General features: G+C 68.8%; 20 protein-coding genes and 1 tRNA gene. 20 read left to right on the top strand and 1 reads right to left on the bottom strand.

All coding sequences use genetic code 11. The features are described 5' to 3' along the window. The first annotated feature begins 154 nt into the window (after window positions 1-154). From BUE16_RS05290 to BUE16_RS05200, 19 genes are all read left to right on the top strand, one after another. A complete protein-coding gene (locus BUE16_RS05290; protein WP_073307669.1) occupies window positions 155-589 on the top strand; it encodes a DUF2178 domain-containing protein in 435 nt (144 codons plus the stop codon). Then, window positions 586-792 carry a helix-turn-helix transcriptional regulator gene (locus BUE16_RS05285; RefSeq protein ID WP_073307667.1) on the top strand — a complete coding sequence of 69 codons (207 nt, stop codon included), beginning with the start codon at window positions 586-588 and terminating at the stop codon, window positions 790-792. The genes BUE16_RS05290 and BUE16_RS05285 overlap by 4 nt, the downstream gene beginning before the upstream one ends. Before the next feature lie 45 nt (window positions 793-837). Beyond that, window positions 838-1,299 carry a hypothetical protein gene (locus tag BUE16_RS05280; protein ID WP_073307366.1) on the top strand — a complete coding sequence of 154 codons (462 nt, stop codon included), beginning with the start codon at window positions 838-840 and terminating at the stop codon, window positions 1,297-1,299. Window positions 1,300-1,344: 45 nt separating this feature from the next. Further along, a complete protein-coding gene (locus tag BUE16_RS05275) occupies window positions 1,345-2,007 on the top strand; it encodes a MogA/MoaB family molybdenum cofactor biosynthesis protein (RefSeq protein WP_073307365.1) in 663 nt (220 codons plus the stop codon). Between the two features lie 253 nt (window positions 2,008-2,260). Beyond that, a complete protein-coding gene (locus BUE16_RS16630; protein ID WP_073307364.1) occupies window positions 2,261-3,136 on the top strand; it encodes a helix-turn-helix transcriptional regulator in 876 nt (291 codons plus the stop codon). Window positions 3,137-3,253: 117 nt separating this feature from the next. Beyond that, entirely contained in the window at window positions 3,254-3,832 is a 579-nt protein-coding gene (cmk, locus tag BUE16_RS05265; RefSeq protein WP_073307363.1) for a (d)CMP kinase, read from the top strand. A gap of 2 nt (window positions 3,833-3,834) precedes the next feature. Continuing rightward, window positions 3,835-4,734, top strand: coding sequence for an RNA-guided pseudouridylation complex pseudouridine synthase subunit Cbf5 (locus BUE16_RS05260; protein WP_073307362.1), 900 nt, complete (start codon window positions 3,835-3,837; stop codon window positions 4,732-4,734). Between the two features lie 98 nt (window positions 4,735-4,832). Continuing rightward, on the top strand, window positions 4,833-5,948 hold the full coding sequence (locus BUE16_RS05255) for a succinylglutamate desuccinylase/aspartoacylase family protein (protein ID WP_073307361.1): 1,116 nt from the start codon (window positions 4,833-4,835) through the stop codon (window positions 5,946-5,948). 87 nt (window positions 5,949-6,035) lie between these two features. Beyond that, a complete protein-coding gene (locus BUE16_RS05250; RefSeq protein WP_073307360.1) occupies window positions 6,036-6,374 on the top strand; it encodes a hypothetical protein in 339 nt (112 codons plus the stop codon). A gap of 76 nt (window positions 6,375-6,450) precedes the next feature. Continuing rightward, a tRNA-Pro gene (locus BUE16_RS05245) sits at window positions 6,451-6,521 on the top strand. Window positions 6,522-6,578: 57 nt separating this feature from the next. Next, window positions 6,579-6,851: a DUF7563 family protein gene (locus BUE16_RS17550; protein ID WP_449404987.1), complete on the top strand. Its 273-nt coding sequence runs from the start codon at window positions 6,579-6,581 to the stop codon at window positions 6,849-6,851. Next, window positions 6,848-7,171 carry a hypothetical protein gene (locus BUE16_RS05235; protein ID WP_073307358.1) on the top strand — a complete coding sequence of 108 codons (324 nt, stop codon included), beginning with the start codon at window positions 6,848-6,850 and terminating at the stop codon, window positions 7,169-7,171. Before BUE16_RS17550 ends, BUE16_RS05235 begins: the two co-directional genes overlap by 4 nt. After that, entirely contained in the window at window positions 7,168-7,545 is a 378-nt protein-coding gene (locus tag BUE16_RS05230) for a hypothetical protein (protein WP_073307357.1), read from the top strand. The genes BUE16_RS05235 and BUE16_RS05230 overlap by 4 nt, the downstream gene beginning before the upstream one ends. Continuing rightward, window positions 7,542-9,023 (top strand): DNA cytosine methyltransferase, encoded by a 1,482-nt coding sequence (locus tag BUE16_RS05225; RefSeq protein WP_073307356.1) that lies wholly within the window; start codon window positions 7,542-7,544, stop codon window positions 9,021-9,023. Before BUE16_RS05230 ends, BUE16_RS05225 begins: the two co-directional genes overlap by 4 nt. Beyond that, window positions 9,016-10,695, top strand: coding sequence for a DNA N-6-adenine-methyltransferase (locus BUE16_RS16020; RefSeq protein ID WP_079991504.1), 1,680 nt, complete (start codon window positions 9,016-9,018; stop codon window positions 10,693-10,695). The genes BUE16_RS05225 and BUE16_RS16020 overlap by 8 nt, the downstream gene beginning before the upstream one ends. Then, window positions 10,692-10,934, top strand: coding sequence for a hypothetical protein (locus tag BUE16_RS05210; RefSeq protein WP_143165376.1), 243 nt, complete (start codon window positions 10,692-10,694; stop codon window positions 10,932-10,934). Before BUE16_RS16020 ends, BUE16_RS05210 begins: the two co-directional genes overlap by 4 nt. Further along, a complete protein-coding gene (locus BUE16_RS17320; RefSeq protein WP_268762478.1) occupies window positions 10,928-11,053 on the top strand; it encodes a hypothetical protein in 126 nt (41 codons plus the stop codon). The genes BUE16_RS05210 and BUE16_RS17320 overlap by 7 nt, the downstream gene beginning before the upstream one ends. Before the next feature lie 2 nt (window positions 11,054-11,055). Beyond that, entirely contained in the window at window positions 11,056-13,038 is a 1,983-nt protein-coding gene (locus BUE16_RS05205) for a DUF7845 domain-containing protein (protein ID WP_159435734.1), read from the top strand. A 292-nt stretch (window positions 13,039-13,330) separates the two neighbouring features. Further along, on the top strand, window positions 13,331-13,561 hold the full coding sequence (locus BUE16_RS05200) for a helix-turn-helix domain-containing protein (RefSeq protein ID WP_073307353.1): 231 nt from the start codon (window positions 13,331-13,333) through the stop codon (window positions 13,559-13,561). On the opposite strand, the gene BUE16_RS16620 is transcribed toward BUE16_RS05200, so the two are convergent. Further along, on the bottom strand, window positions 13,562-13,735 hold the full coding sequence (locus BUE16_RS16620; protein WP_159435733.1) for a hypothetical protein: 174 nt from the start codon (window positions 13,733-13,735) through the stop codon (window positions 13,562-13,564). It lies immediately after the preceding gene. Between the two features lie 255 nt (window positions 13,736-13,990). Here BUE16_RS16620 and BUE16_RS16015 point away from each other — a divergent pair, with 255 nt between their 5' ends. Next, entirely contained in the window at window positions 13,991-14,740 is a 750-nt protein-coding gene (locus BUE16_RS16015) for a lamin tail domain-containing protein (RefSeq protein ID WP_200778376.1), read from the top strand. Window positions 14,741-14,790: the final 50 nt, after the last annotated feature.

Here is a 14,790-nt window from a genome sequence, read left to right as displayed (position 1 = left end):
CGGTGGCGACAGCTATAAGTAGTTGTGTAAAGTTTCCTTTACTGTAAAGCGAGCTTTACAGCTCGGTGTGAGACATGACGGTCGACACGACCGCAGCTCGATGGACAGGAAGCACAGGAGCGCGAGACGACTCGGCACCGACGGGTGGACGCCGATGACCGGGATCGGCGTCGGTTCCGGTGGCGGGCCCGGCGGGACGTCGACCGTCTCCACGCGTCGGCGCTACCGGCGGCTGCTGTTCGGCTCCGTCGGCCTCGGCGTGGCCGCGAACGTCGCGCTCAGGCTCCTCTCGTACCCCGTCGCCGCCGAGGCGGCCTACTGGGTCGGAATCGTCGGGTTCCTCGCGGTGTGGCAGTTCAGCCCCGTGCAGCTGTTCGACGAGCGCGACGCCGAACTGGAGCGTCGTGCGAGCACCCTGACGCTCGTCGCGGCCGCGGTCGTCCTCGTCCTCGGCGCCTCCGGCGCGCGAACGCTGGGCGCGCTCGGGGTCTACGACGCGCCGCCGTTCGTCGAGGGCGTGCTGTACGGCTACGTCGGGCTGTTCGTCGTGTTCGCGGTCGCGTACGGGTGGGTCAGCTGGACGCGATGAACAACGACGTGCGCGCCCGCCGCGAGGAGCGGGGGCTGAGCCAGGCGGGGCTGGCCGAGGAGGTCGGCGTCACCCGCCAGACGATCAACAGCATCGAGCGGGGGCGATACGACCCGTCGCTTGAACTCGCGTTCGCGCTCGCGGCGTTCTTCGAGTGCCGGATCGAGGACCTGTTCGACCCGGACGGCGACGAGGCGGAGTAGGCGGCCACCACAAAGCCCATCGTCGGTCGCGAACGGGCGTCGGCAGTGAACTGGCCTGCCTTCCTCGCCGCCCTCCGCGTCGCCGTCGTCGCCGCCGGACTCGCGGGGCACGTGGCCGTCGCCGCGTTCGTGCTCGGGCTCCAGGCGCCCCCCGCGACGGGAGACGGCGTCCCCTCGGGGTTCGCGTTCGCGTTCGCCCTGCTCGGGACCGCCGTCGCCGGCACCGTCAGCGTCGTCGGCTACGGGCTTCCCGCGGGCGAGGGCCGGCTCCGCGTGGGTCCCCTCGCGGACCGGTCGAGCACGCACCGGCTCGTCGCCGGCGGCGCGGCCGCCTCGTTGTTTGGCGTCGCGCTGGCGTTCGGGCTCGCGTTCCTCACCTCGGGGATGGGCTCCGTGGCCGTGTGGGTCGCCGGCGTCGGGTTCCTCGTCGGCGGCCTCGTCGCCCTCGCGCTCGGCGGGCTCGTCGTCGGCGTCCGGCTCGTCGCCGACGGCGTCACGAGCGCCTGACCGGCGTGCCCGGGGTTGAAGCGATCGCGGGCGGTAGACGCCGGCATGAGCGAGCGTCACGACCACGGGGGCGGCGATCACGGCAACGACGGCGGTCACGACCACAGCGGCGGCCACGAACACGACCACCACGACCACAGCGACGGCCACGAACACGACCACCACGACCACAGCGGCGGCCACGACGGCGGCGCCCACGCCCACGACGACCACGAGCACCACGCGCACGATGTCGACCACCTTGGCTACGCGGTGGTGACGGTCTCCTCGTCGCGGGGCCACGAGGACGACCCCGCCGGCGACGCGATCCGGGCGGCCGTCGAGGCGGCCGGCGACGAGGTGGTCGTCCGCGAGGTCATCGGCGACGAGTTCGACGGGGTGCAGGGAACCGTCGATCGGCTGGTCGACCGCGACGACGTGGACTGCGTGGTGACGACCGGCGGGACGGGCGTCACCCCCGACGACGTGACCGTCGAGGCGGTGGCGCCGCTGTTCGACAAGGAGCTTCCGGGGTTCGGGGAGCTGTTCCGGTCGATGAGCCGCGAGGAGATCGGGACGATGGTCGTCGGGACGCGCGCGACCGCCGGCGTCGCCGGCGGCGTGCCCGTCTTCTGTCTCCCCGGGAGCGAGAACGCCGCGCGCCTCGGGAGCGAGGAGATCGTCGTCGAGGAGGCGGGACACCTCGCGGGGCTAGCGAGGCGCGAGTGAGCGACCGCAGGGAGCGAACGAGCGCCTCGGCGAGAACGGCGGAGCGGTCGTCGGCGACAGCGGGTCGGGTGCTTGAGGGGGAGGCGATCCGGCGCCGCTGCGTGGAGGGCCGAGCAGTCGGGGACCGATCCCCGAGGCGATCGACCCTACTGGACCCCCCGTAATTACTCCACCGTCCGGGGACGTTCCCACCGTCAGGTGGACGGTCCGGTAAGCGGAACACACATCAGCCGGCCGTCCGTTTCGCCGACGAATGACGACCGGCGACGCGACGGAGATCGCGGGGGTGATCGCGAAGCGGCGCGACATCCTCGCGGCGCTGCGTGACGGCCCCGTCCGGAAACGGACGCTCGTCGACGAGCTCGGCGTGCCGCGGACGACGCTCGATCGCAGCGTCCGGGAACTGTCCGACGCCGGGCTCGCCGAGCGGGCCGACGGCGGCGTCCGGGCGACCACCCTGGGGAGGAACGCGCTCGACGCGCACGACCGCTACCGGGCCCGACTCGACGGCCTCGCGCGGGGCGAGCCACTGTTCGACGCGTTGCCGGAGGAGACGCCGCTTGACGGACGGTTCCTCGCCGGCGCGTCGATCAGCGAGCCGGACCCGAACGTTCCCGACGGCGTCGTCGATCGGCTCTTCGAGTCGGTCCGAAACGCGGAGGCGGTGTACGGCGTCGCGCCCGCGGCGCTGACGGGCCACCTCGACACCTTCGACGACGAGGCGACCGCCGGCGGCGCGGTGCCGCGGATGGTCGTCACGCCCGCCGTGTTGGATCATCTGATCGACCGCCGCGGGGAGCGACTCGCGGCCGACCTCCGCGAGGGCGCCTTCGAGTTCTTCTGTGCCCCGCTGGAGATCACGTTCGGGCTCTGGGTCGCCGCGCACGACGACGGCGACGACGAGGCCGGGATCGTCGTCTACACCGACACCGGCGTCGGCGGCGTCGCGGTCAACGATGCGGCCGAGGCCGTCGCGTGGGCCCGCGAGCGGTTCGAGCGCGCCCGCGAGGACGCCGAGCGGATCACGCCGGAGGCGGTTTGCGAGCGCCGGGGCGCGTCGAGCAGCGAGGACGAGTCGGCGGTCACCGATTCGGTCGGCGACGCGCCCGACGCGGGCGACGTGCGGTGAGGTGACGACGAGTCGTTCGTCGGTTCGTCCACTCGCGGCGGTCGCGACCCACGCGAGCGCGCCACACACCGCGAGAGACATGGACGCCTTTTTGACCGCGTCGGGCCGAGTATCGCTATGTTGCTAACGGTCTCCGGCCCGCCGGGAAGCGGGAAGAGCACCACCGCCGCCGCGCTCGCGGAGGCGTTCGACCTCGAACACGTCTCCGGCGGCGACATCTTCCGCGAACTCGCCGCCGAGCGCGACATGACGCCCGTCGAGTTCAACGAACTCGCCGAGGAGGATGACCAGATCGACCGCGACCTTGACCGCCGCCTGCGCGATGTCGCCGTCGAGCGCGACGACGTGCTGCTGGAGTCACGCCTGGCCGGGTGGCTCGCGGGCGACCACGCGGATCTCCGCATCTGGCTCGACGCGCCGCTCGATGTCCGCTGCGAACGGATCACCGACCGCGAGGAGAAGCCCCTCGATCAGGTGATCGAGGAGACGCGCCGCCGGGAGAGCAGCGAGGCGAAGCGCTACCGCGAGTACTACAACATCCACATCGACAACCTGAGCATCTACGACCTGGTGTACAACACGGCCCGCTGGTCGCCTGAGGGCATGCTCGGGATGCTCACCACCGCCATCGACTCGTACGATCCCGACACCGACGAGGGGAAGATCCCCGTCGAGGGCGTCGACTACGACTTCTGACCATGCGCCCGGCGCCCGAACAGCGTTCGGTCGACGACCTCCGCGCGTTCGGCGTCGTCAACCTCGACAAGCCCGCGGGGCCGTCGGCCCACCAGGTCGCCGGCTGGGTCCGCGACGCCCTCGGCGTCGACCGCGCAGCCCACTCGGGCACGCTCGACCCGAAGGTCACGGGCTGTCTCCCCACCCTGACGGGCGACGCGACTCGGATGGCGCAGGTGTTCCTCAAGGGCGAAAAGGGGTACGTCGCCGTGCTGGAACTCCACGGCACGGCCCCGACCGACCTCGACCGCGTCGTGCGCGAGTTCGAGGGCGAGGTGTACCAGAAGCCGCCACGAAAATCCGCCGTCAAGCGGGAGCTGCGCACCCGCGAGGTGTACGACCTCGACGTGCTCGACCGCACGGAGCGGCAGGTGCTCTTGCAGATCCGCTGTGAGTCGGGGACGTACGTCCGGAAGTTGTGTCACGACGTGGGGCTCGCACTCGGCACCGGCGGCCACATGGGTCACCTCCGGCGCACCGCCACCGACCCCTTCGACGACCGCGACCTCCACACCCTGCACGACCTCGTCGACGGCGTCGCCTTCGCCGACGGTGAAGACACCGCAGACGGCGAGCCGGACGAATCGCTGATCCGGACGGTGCTGCGCCCGGCCGAGGAGGCGCTGACCGGGCTCCCGTCGCTCACGATCGCCGAGTCGGCCGCCCGTCAGGTCGCGAACGGGGCGCCAGTGTACGCGCCCGGCGTACTCGCGAGCGGCGAGGTCGGCGCCCGCGCGCCCGTCGAGGGCGACCTGCTCGCGTGTTACACGCCAAACGGCTCCGCGGTGTGTCTCGGGACCCTCGTCGGCGACCCCGACGCGGGATCCGGCGAGGTCGTCGAGTTGGAGCGCGTACTGGTCTGAATACGAGCGCGCCCGGGTCTCGCGTCCGGCGGCCGACCAGCGTCCGCACCGCCTGCCGGTGCTCGGACCTTTTTCGACCCGCGGCGCCAGCCAGGCGCATGGACGATGCACTCAAGGTCGGCTCCGCGAGGGCCGCCCCCGGCGAGCGTGCCGACGGCTGGATCCACGCGACCAACCTCCCGACCGGTGGGAGCGAGCGACTCCCCGTCGCCGTGATCAACGGCGCCACCGGCGGCCCAGTCTTCTGGGTCACCGGCGGCGTCCACGGTGACGAGGCGACCGGCGTCGCGGTCGCACAGGACGCCGCCGCGGCGTTCGCCAACGCGAACCGAGACGGCGCCCTCGCGGGCGCCGTCGTCGTCGTCCCCGTCGTCAATCCGGCCGGCCTCCGCCGCAACGAGCGGACCTCCTACTACGGCGGCGAGGACCCGAACCGCTACTTCCCGGACACCGAGCGCGAGGGATCTCGCCCACCCGAGACCCAGGAGCTGATCGACACCCGGCTGTTCGAAGTGCTGTCGGACTCCGCGGACCTGTTCGTCGACTGCCACACCGCGCAGGTGGGATCGATGCCGTTCACTATCCGCGACCGGGTGCTGTACGGCAAGCAGCGCACCGAAGCGGAGGCCGAGGCGCTGGCCGAGGATCTGGATCGGCTCGCGGCGACGCTCGGGCTCCCCGTTCTCACCGAGTACCCCGCCGAGGAGTACGTCGAACAGTCGCTCCAGCGCTCGACCGCCGGCGCCGCGCTCAACACTGCTGGGGTCCCCGCCGTCACCGTCGAGTTGGGCGGGCACAGCGTCGTCGAGGAGGACGCCCGTGCGGCGGGCGTCGCCGGCGTCATCGCCGCCGCGGTCGAGTTCGGACTGCTCGCGTCGGCGCCTGCGGGCGTGATCGAGGCGGACGCGAGCGCGGGCGGTGACGTGCCGGACGCGCCGGTCGAGTACCCCGTGCGCCGCTTCGTCGGCCCACGCTTGGAGGGGGCGGGCCTGATCCGGCACCGCGTCGGCGTCGGGGAGACGGTCGAGGCCGGCGACGCCGTCGCCGACGTGGTGACCCCCCACGGCGACGTGGTCGAGACCGTCGAGAGCGAACACGACGGCTACGTCATCGGCCGCGCCGAGGGGCTGGCCGGCTACGAGGGGAAGCCGGTCGCGAGTATGGCCGTCCGCGACGACGGCGACCTCGTGGTCCCACGGGAGCTGGACAAGTGAGGCGATCGAACGGGCCACGGTCGACGGCCGACGGCGCCGCAACGCCTACGCGACGTCGTCGATAACCACGAGAACGGTGACCCCGCTGTGAGCACGAGCGCCCTCCGCGAACTCGCCGGTCGCGCGGCTGCCCTGCTGTCGCCGCTCGCCCGCTGGACAAGACGCCTCTTCGGCACGCTGTTTGCCCTCGGGCCGCCGGCGGCGTTCGCGTGGTACGTCGCGTCCGCCGGCCCGGCGCTCCACGAGTTCGAGCACTACCTCGTCGGGATCGCGTCGATCGTCGGCCTCACCGCGGCGGTCGTCGCCGTCTCCGTCGGGTGGCTCCTCGTCGTTGTTCGGGTCGCGCGCGCGGCGCCCAAGCTCGGTGGCGACGACCACGAGGGCGAGCGCGAAACCACGTGGCTACCGCCCCGTCGAGGGACGTGATGGGCCACGATCGCATGACTGAATCGGGTCGCCGAAACGAAGCGCTTAACCCCGACGCTCGTTTTTACCCGAGTGCGGGACCGTAGGGTAGTGGTATCCTCTGCGGATGGGGTCCGTAGGACCTGAGTTCGAATCTCGGCGGTCCCATCACCTTTCTGATACAAACCATCCGGCACAGTGTAACTGCCACCAGACGGCGTCGGGGTGGGGGCTGTGACGGCCCGACTCGACACCGACCGGGCCGATACTGGTTGCCGCAACTGCGGCGCGCACGTCACCGAGCGCTTCGCCGCCGTCTTCGGCGACGGAGACGGCGACGTTCACCGCTGTCCCGCCTGCGATTCGATGCCGCGAATCAGTCGCGGCAGCGCCGCCGGGAAGACCGTTACCTCGCGCGTCGACCCTGTTGACCAGCCCGCCCGGAACACTGGCGCGCGCGTCGGAGCAGCGCGGACTGACGGAGGTGACGGACAGTGAGTATCCCGCTCGTCACCGTTTCCGATGCGGACGACTACTCCGACGGTGCGTTTCAGGGATGCACTGATCCCGACTGTCACGGAGACCTGTACTACGAGCGCGACGACGTGCTCGTGTGTCGGGGGTGCGGCACGCAGTTCTCCCACACCTACGACCACACCGGCGAGAACAGGCTCGAACGAATCGATGTGGCCGACGACGGGTCAATCGAGACTACAGTCGTCGCTCGCGTATACGACCCTGCAGACGAAGTCGAAGGGTGGCACGAGGTCTTCGACGGCGCTGATCGCGTCGAGACCGACGGGGGTGAGCAACGGTGAGTGGCAGCGCCGAGATCATGCCGGTCGGCGTCGGTCGTGAACTTCGTGAGGCTGCTCGCGAGGACAGCCACCCGATTCCCTCGTTCGAGATCCCCGACGGCTTCGAGCGCAACGAGCCGATGTGCGACGACACCCGCACCGAAGTCGGGCTTCGCGACGCCGAGTTTGAGTGGTTCATCGAGATCACCAGTGTCGCCCCGCTTGCTACGATCGAGGGCCCGTACTACGCTGAACTCGTGCGGCGTGTCGGCGGGCGTGAGTCCTTCGAGACCGCGCTCGAACGGCGGCTCGTTGGGATCGAACCCGGTGCCGTTGAGTACGCCGTCGCCGAACTCGCCTGGACCGCTGACTTCGAGGGAGGTGAGTCGCGGTGAGCGACGCACCTCTCACCGCGATCGACCTGTTCTGTGGCGCGGGTGGATTCAGCCACGGCCTCGCGCTGGAGTGCGAGGATCTCGGTTACGACGTGCGTCTGATCGCGGTCAACCACGACGACGACGCGATCGCGACACACAAGCGGAACCACCCCTGGGCCGAGCATCACAACGCGAAGGTTGAGGAGCTGCACCCGCCGGCCGTCGTCGGCGGCGACGACGTGGACCTGCTCGTCGCCGGCCCCGAGTGTACGCACTTCTCCTCGGCGCGCGGCGGGAAACCCGTCTCCGAGCAGCGCCGGGCGAGTCCGTGGCACGTCGTCGACTGGATCCAGAAGACGCAGCCCGACGCTGTCCTCGTCGAGAACGTCCCCGAACTCCGTAGTTGGGGACCGATCGACGACGACGGCCGACCGACCCGCAACGGCGAGACGTTCGAGGCGTGGGTCGACGTGATCCACTCGCTCGGCTACTCGGTCAGCCACGACGTGCTGAACGCGGCCGACTACGGTGACGCGACTTCTCGCCGGCGGTTGTTCGTCGTCGCGCGCCGCGGTCACCGCGCCACGCATCCCGAGCCGACGCACGCTCGCGCTCCGGCTCCCGACGACGACCGTGCTCCGTGGCGGCCCGCCGCGGAGATCATCGACTGGACCGATCGCGGTTCCTCGATCTGGACGCGTTCGCGGCCGCTCTCGAACAATACCATGCAGCGGATCGCGCAGGGACTCCGCGACCACTGCAGCGAGGAGGTGGCGGCGTACGCTGATGTCGTCGCCGACCTCGTGCCGGCCGACATCGAGCGGCTGCAGGACGATATCGTTCCGGTCGACGATCTTGAAGACGCGCTCGCCGATCGCGACGAACCGTTCCTCGTTTCATCGACCGGGACCGCCGCCGTCGACGGCGGCACGCGCATGGTGATGGGTCAGCAGTCGAATGCGCGGGCGCTCGACGCCGACCGCGAGCCGGTGCCGACGATCGCGACGCGGGGCGCCGTCCACTTCATCGAGGCGCAGCCGTTCGTGAAGCCGCGAAACCTGCCGCGCGGTGGCCTACACACGAACGCGACGTACGTCGCCAACGACCGGCCGCTGCACACGGTGACGGCGAGCAACCACGACGGCCACCTCATCTCGCCGTTCCTCGTCGAGTACTACGGCAACAGCGACTCCGCGCCCGTCGACGAGCCACTCCCAACGGTCACGACGAAGGACCGGCACGCCCTGTGCGTTCCCGACCTCTCGCCACTCGGGCTCGGGCTCCGCTACCGGATGCTGCAGCCGCGGGAACTCGCCGCATCACAGGGATTCCCCGCGGACTACGAGTTCGTCGGCGACACGAAGGCGTCGCGGACGGCTCAGATCGGGAACGCCGTCCCGGTGAATCTCGCACGGGCACTCGTCAACGAAGCGCTCACCGGCGATGCTCCGTCGCTGGCGACGTTCGGCGAGCAGGAGGTGCCGTCGGATGACTAAGTACGTCCTTGTCGGCTGCGGCGCCGCGAAGCGCGACGAGCGCTCCGAGGCCCGCGATCTGTACACGTCGACGTACTTCGCGAAGAAGCGCGAGTACGCCGAGACCGTCGGCGACGAGTGGGCGATCCTCTCGGCCGAGCACGGCCTCGTCGAGCCCGACGCCGAACTCGATCCCTACGAGACCCACATCGACGACCTCGACGGCGACGCGCTCGACGAGCTGGCGCACCGCATCGGGATGGAACTGATCGAGTGGCTCGGCGTCACCGAGGCCGGCGACGAGATCGTCGTGCTCGCAGGGCGCTCATACGTCGACCCGCTCCGGGGCCGCGAGACGTTCCACGCTGGGATCGACCCCGTCGTCACCTTCCCCTTCCAGGAGTTGGATCTGGGGGGGATCGGCGAGCAGATGTCGTGGCTCGGCGATCGCGTCGACTCCGCGAACACCGAGCAGTCAACGCTGATCACCGACGGTGGTAAAGACGAGCTGGGTCTTCGGCACGGCCGACAGTATCCGTTCGCGCTCCACACGATCGGCGGGAAGCACCCGGACGGCACGCCGATCGCGCTCGGCCCGTGGACGTTCCAGGCGCCGCAGGTTCGCCGTGTCGTCGAGTCGATGCTCTCGGGCCGCGTTCTCAATGCGTGCGCCGGGAAGACGAAGCTCAACCACGACGGCGAGGTCCACCGTAACGACCTCGACGTCGGCCGCGACGCGGATTCTCATCACGACGTTCGGGAACTCGAAGAACACCTGTCGGCTGAGTCGTTCGACACGATCGTCTTCGATCCGCCGTTCGACTCCGAACAGGCGGAAGAGCACTACAACGGAAACACGATCGGACGCGGACCCTCCGGCGGTATCTGGAAGGCGCGCGCCACTCTCGCCGAGCTCACGGCGCCGGGGGGTCGGGTGCTGTCCATCGGATGGAATAGCGTAGGGCTCCAAGCGAACGACGCTTTTGAGCGCGAGTCGGTTCACCTGTTCCAGCGAGTTCAAAAGCCCGACGTGGTTCTCGTCGTCGACCGGAAGACACAGCACCGGCTCGTCACCGACGGAGGAACGGAGTTCGATCCGACGCTCGTCGATGTTCCCACGGACGGAGACGACGGCGACGGCGACGATCGCCACGTCCTCGATCCGTTCACCAGCTCGGAGACCGACGAGTGGTCGACGCCGCCCGAGTTCGTCCGTCCGCTGGCCGAGGCTGTCGACGGATTCGACCTCGACGCCGCTGCCGGCGCCGAGCGCTCTCCGATCGCCGACGAGGCGTTCACCGAGGAGGACGACGGACTCGCCCAGCCGTGGCACGGCGACGTGTGGCTGAACCCGCCGTACTCCGCGATGGACGAGTGGACGCCGAAGGTCGTCTCCGAGCTACAGCGTCCCGCGGTCGAGTCGATCTGCTATCTCGTGAAGGGTGACAGCAGTACCGACTGGTGGCAGTTAGCCGTTGAGCACGCCGACGCCGTCGCGATGCTCGACTCGCGACTCGCGTTCGGAGACGGTGACGAGAGCGCACCGTTCGCCTCCCACGTCTTCGTCTTCGGCGACGTTCCCGGGTCGGTCCTCGACGTGCTCTCGCGCCGCGCGACCGTCTTCCGGGCCGACCACATCCACCGCGAGACCGAGCAGCAGCGGCTGGCCGCCAGCGGAGGTGAGCAGCGGTGAGCCCCGACGAACTCGTGATCGCCGAGTGGTCCGAGTCGCCGTACACGAGCTACGACCTGCGCGGCGCCGTCGTCGAGCACCGCGTCGTCGTCGCCGCGATCGAGGACGTTGGGACCGACGTACGCCACGAGGTCCGCTCCGGCGATGTCGACCGCGTCCCGTCGACGTGGACGGAGGCCGAGGTCGTCGAGGCCCGTCCGCACGGGCTCGCACGCGTTGACGGGGTGGCCCAATGGTGAGCGACCGTGAAGGCGTCTGTCGCGGCTGTGGTGCCGTCGACGGCGTCGAACGTACTGCTGCCGGCGTCGACGCGTGTCCGTCCTGTCGGCGGCTCCTCGGCGACGACGGAGGTGTGTGAGCGTGGCGACGCGCCAGAACCCCGACGCGGGGATCATCCGGACGTGCCCTCACGAGGCTCGCATCAACCTGAACTACGCGACGCAGGGCTCACTCGCCGACAACATGGCGCCGTACTGGGCACTCTGTCGGTTCATCCGCGCGTTCGACGGCGGCACGTCCTTCGACGCGCGGTTCCCGTGGCTCGACGGCGTCGAGCCGCACCCGGTTTCCGAGGCCGACCCGGCCGACGACGACTCGCGCGAGTCCGTCGAGGTCTCGCTGTACTACGGCACCGACGACGACGGCAACCACGCGGGGAAGATCGCGCCCCGGGCAGAGTTCGATCTCCCGCAGGACAAGCCCATGTGGCAGCCCCGGATTCAGGTCGAGGGTGCCGGCGAGCGGTCGGCGCACTTCCACGTCCGGCCACGCTTCGCCGGCATGACACACGTCGAGACCGGGGCCGCGATCTCGTCGCCGTTCGACCACGCGGACCAGCCCGACACCGGATTCAACGTCAATATTCAGGGCTCAAATCTCGAACTCGACGAGTACCCGCACTGGCTCCGGTGCGCCTGCCAGGCGCTCGCGAACGCGCTCGATGACGACTGGTCGAGCGAGTACTTCACGCGCCCGCTGTCGACGAGTAACGTCTCCGTCCACGAGCGATACGTGCGGCTCTCGCGGTCGCTCGGTGAGAAGCTCACGCGGATGGGTGGTGCCCTCCACCAGCTCGCGATGCTGCTGTCGACGCAGGACACCTCGAAGGGTGCGTACTTCTGGGACAACGGTGAGAACGGCGGCGCCATGTTCCGCCTCGTCTCTCACGCCGACGCCGCGTCGTCGATGATCCCCAGTCACGGACTCGGCACGCAGGCGAAGTGCTACGACCCCGAGCACAAGCACTCCGACCCCGACGACCCGCTGTACCACCCAAAGTTCGGGCTACTGTTTCAGCGGAAAATGTCCGACATCCGCATCAACCGCGAGACCGTCGCATGGGACCGTCGGCACGCGCTCGTCGAGGAGCTCGAAGAACGCCTCGTCAACATCCTCACCTGGGCCGGCGTCCCGATCGCGCCGAGTTCACTCGGATCTTCGAACGACAGCGCGTCGACGTTCGTCGAGGACTGGCACTTCTCGCCAGCGGAGACGCCGCGCGATCTCGACCTACACGACGACCCGACGCCGCAGATCGAGCGCTCGCAGGAGTCGATGCTCGTGCGGGCGTTCTCTCGCATGACGCCCGCCGACGAGTCGCTCACCGAGCAGCTCGTCTCCGACGGCGGCCGCGCTCACTACGACGACCTCGCCGAGGAGAGCGAAACGAGTGAGACCACCGTGTACCGGTGGCTCAAGCGGATGGGCGACGCCGTCGAGTCCCAGCAGGGGACGATCACGTTCGCCTCTCAGCACCTCCGCGAGAAGTTCGAGGAGATCATCGGGCGTACCGTCACCGACGTGAAAACGAGCGTCGAGCACAGTCTCCGTCACACCGAGTCGATCCTCGAAGCAGACGCGTACGAGCGACCCTCCGGCGACGTGTTCGAGTCCTGGCGCGAGAAGTGGGGCGCCCGCGTCGCTGACGACGGTGCCGAACTGCAGCTCGGTTCGTGTCTCCCGCATCCCGACGAAGGTGTCGCCAGCGCCGTCAACGCCGCCGAGGTCGTGCAGGACGGGTTCCGCGCCTGGAAGGACTCGGGGAACGCGCCCGGTCACTTCCCCGGTCGCGTCCGCTGGGACGACGACTACGGCAACGAGCGCGTCGCCGAGGCGAACACGCTGCTACAGCACGACGCCCAGCAGGCCCGCTCGGAGGCCGTCGAGCGCCTCGCGCGCACCTTCGAGGGACAGGACGTGTACGAGACCGTCGAGGACGTGCGGAGGATGATCCGCGCTGGCTCGACGTGGTCCGCCGAACAGATCCAGACCGCCGTCGAGATCGCCGGCTTCGACATCGACATCGAGGAGCACGCGCGCCCCGAGTTCGAGATCCCCGGCTGAAGCGGTCCTCGTGAGAGGCATCACTACCCAGTACCCCCTTTTTCCGCCGTCGCGCGACAGAAACGGCTGGTTTTCTGTCCGGTAGCAGATAAGTTCCGAGTAGCGCAACAAGAGTGGCGGGCCGGCATTCGCAGCGGGCGGGCAACACCCCTGAGGGAGTGTGCCTCAGGGCACCCCCCTACGGGGGGACAACAAAATACCCCCCGCACCGCCGCAGGCGGCGCGCGAATTTTCGCAACGCTTTGCAGATATGTGCGACACGACTAAGTGACGGGGCTTCGTCACTCGGCTCATGCCCGAATCGAGTATCACCGACCGGATCTGGATCGTCGCACTCCGTCGGTCGGAACCGTTCACCGTCGAGGAGATCGTCGAGGAGACTGGTGCGGGCGAGCGGACAGTTCGCCAACACCTCACCGTGATCGCCGAGAACGGGTTCCTCGACCGACGAGGCGGCCGGGGCGCTGAGAAGGTCCGGTATGTCCGCAGTTCCTCCGTGGAACCGATGGAAGCGGTCGTGTGACTACTCTCCGATCATCTCTTCGACGCCAGATACGATCGTATCTACTGACTCTCCATCGAATTCACCTCCCGAATTGGCCTCTATCAACCGTTCTGCCACCGATTCGAGGGCTTCTGGATCAAGGTCCATCAGTCGTGCAGTGCTTTTCACTGTCTCCTTCTCGAATCCCTTCACGGCTACCAGCACTTCGAGTGCTCCAAGTGAGTCGTCGCCTTCCGAGAGCGACCTCCTCCTTGATCGCCGGCGTCAACTGCTCACCAATGACCGCCTCGCATGGGGCGACCTGACCCGACTCCCTTACTGTTCCGCAACGGCACCGGAGAATAGAATCGCCGCAACGTCGATATCCGGACAGGCAGAATAATGACATTTGGGTGGTATCTGAACCCAATGGGTCGGAAACTTAGATTGGCACGGTGGGCGTTTGCGGTGGTGCTCGTTCTGGGGGGCGTCGCTCGCTTCGGTGATGGATTGCGGGGTATCGTCGGCGGCCTCTTGTTCGTCGCCGCCGGAGGAGTCCTCCTCAACCCAGTCCGCAAGTACATCTGGTCGCTCGACAGAAATCCCCGTGCTGACGAAGAGAAACTGCGCGGTCCGGTGATGGCGATCGTTTTCCTCCTGCTGTTTCTCTCTGGGTCCTACCTACTCCCACCAGCACCTTCGGACGCTGGATCAGAGGACACATCCGACGTCCCGGTGGCTACGGCAACACCAATTCCTGAGACGGCGGAACCGCTCCGGTCGACGGTGACCCCTACTGAATCTCCGACGCCGCCACCGACCGCTGTGCCAACGCCGACGGCAACACCAACGCCAACAGCGACGCCAACCGCAACACCGACTCCGGAACCGGAGACGAAGATCGCGTTCATCCACGCCGACGCCGACGGGAACGACAACGAGAACCCGAACGGCGAGTACGTCGTCATCGAACACGAAGGGCCGACGGTTGACCTCTCAGGATGGCAACTCTCCGACGAGGCAGGCCACACCTACACGATCCCCGACGGCGTAACACTCTCGGACGGCGAGCAACTGTACATCTACACCGGTTCCGGGGAGGACACGGCAACCGAGTTGTACTGGGGCTCCGAAACCGCGATCTGGAACAACGGCGGCGATACGGCGACGCTGGTCGATGCCGACGGCGATGTCGTCGACCGCTACACGTATCCCTGAATTTCTGCTGAGAGGATGCACCCGTTCGGATCTGAAGTGTCGCGTTCTGA

This window comes from Halobaculum gomorrense (assembly GCF_900129775.1).
GTDB lineage: Archaea > Halobacteriota > Halobacteria > Halobacteriales > Haloferacaceae > Halobaculum > Halobaculum gomorrense.
The sequence above is the reverse complement of the archived record's forward strand: the minus strand, read 5'-3'. Positions and strand labels throughout refer to the sequence as shown.

Excerpts from the sequence above, each read along its gene's own strand:
- BUE16_RS05290 (WP_073307669.1), top strand. The coding sequence starts at position 155 with ATGACCGGGATCGGCGTCGGTTCCGGTGGCGGGCCCGGCGGGACGTCG.
- BUE16_RS05285 (WP_073307667.1), top strand. The coding sequence starts at position 586 with ATGAACAACGACGTGCGCGCCCGCCGCGAGGAGCGGGGGCTGAGCCAG.
- BUE16_RS05275 (WP_073307365.1), top strand. The coding sequence starts at position 1,345 with ATGAGCGAGCGTCACGACCACGGGGGCGGCGATCACGGCAACGACGGC.
- BUE16_RS16630 (WP_073307364.1), top strand. The coding sequence starts at position 2,261 with ATGACGACCGGCGACGCGACGGAGATCGCGGGGGTGATCGCGAAGCGG.
- cmk (WP_073307363.1), top strand. The coding sequence starts at position 3,254 with ATGTTGCTAACGGTCTCCGGCCCGCCGGGAAGCGGGAAGAGCACCACC.
- BUE16_RS05260 (WP_073307362.1), top strand. The coding sequence starts at position 3,835 with ATGCGCCCGGCGCCCGAACAGCGTTCGGTCGACGACCTCCGCGCGTTC.
- BUE16_RS05255 (WP_073307361.1), top strand. The coding sequence starts at position 4,833 with ATGGACGATGCACTCAAGGTCGGCTCCGCGAGGGCCGCCCCCGGCGAG.
- BUE16_RS16020 (WP_079991504.1), top strand. The coding sequence starts at position 9,016 with ATGACTAAGTACGTCCTTGTCGGCTGCGGCGCCGCGAAGCGCGACGAG.
- BUE16_RS17320 (WP_268762478.1), top strand. The coding sequence starts at position 10,928 with ATGGTGAGCGACCGTGAAGGCGTCTGTCGCGGCTGTGGTGCCGTCGAC.
- BUE16_RS05200 (WP_073307353.1), top strand. The coding sequence starts at position 13,331 with ATGCCCGAATCGAGTATCACCGACCGGATCTGGATCGTCGCACTCCGT.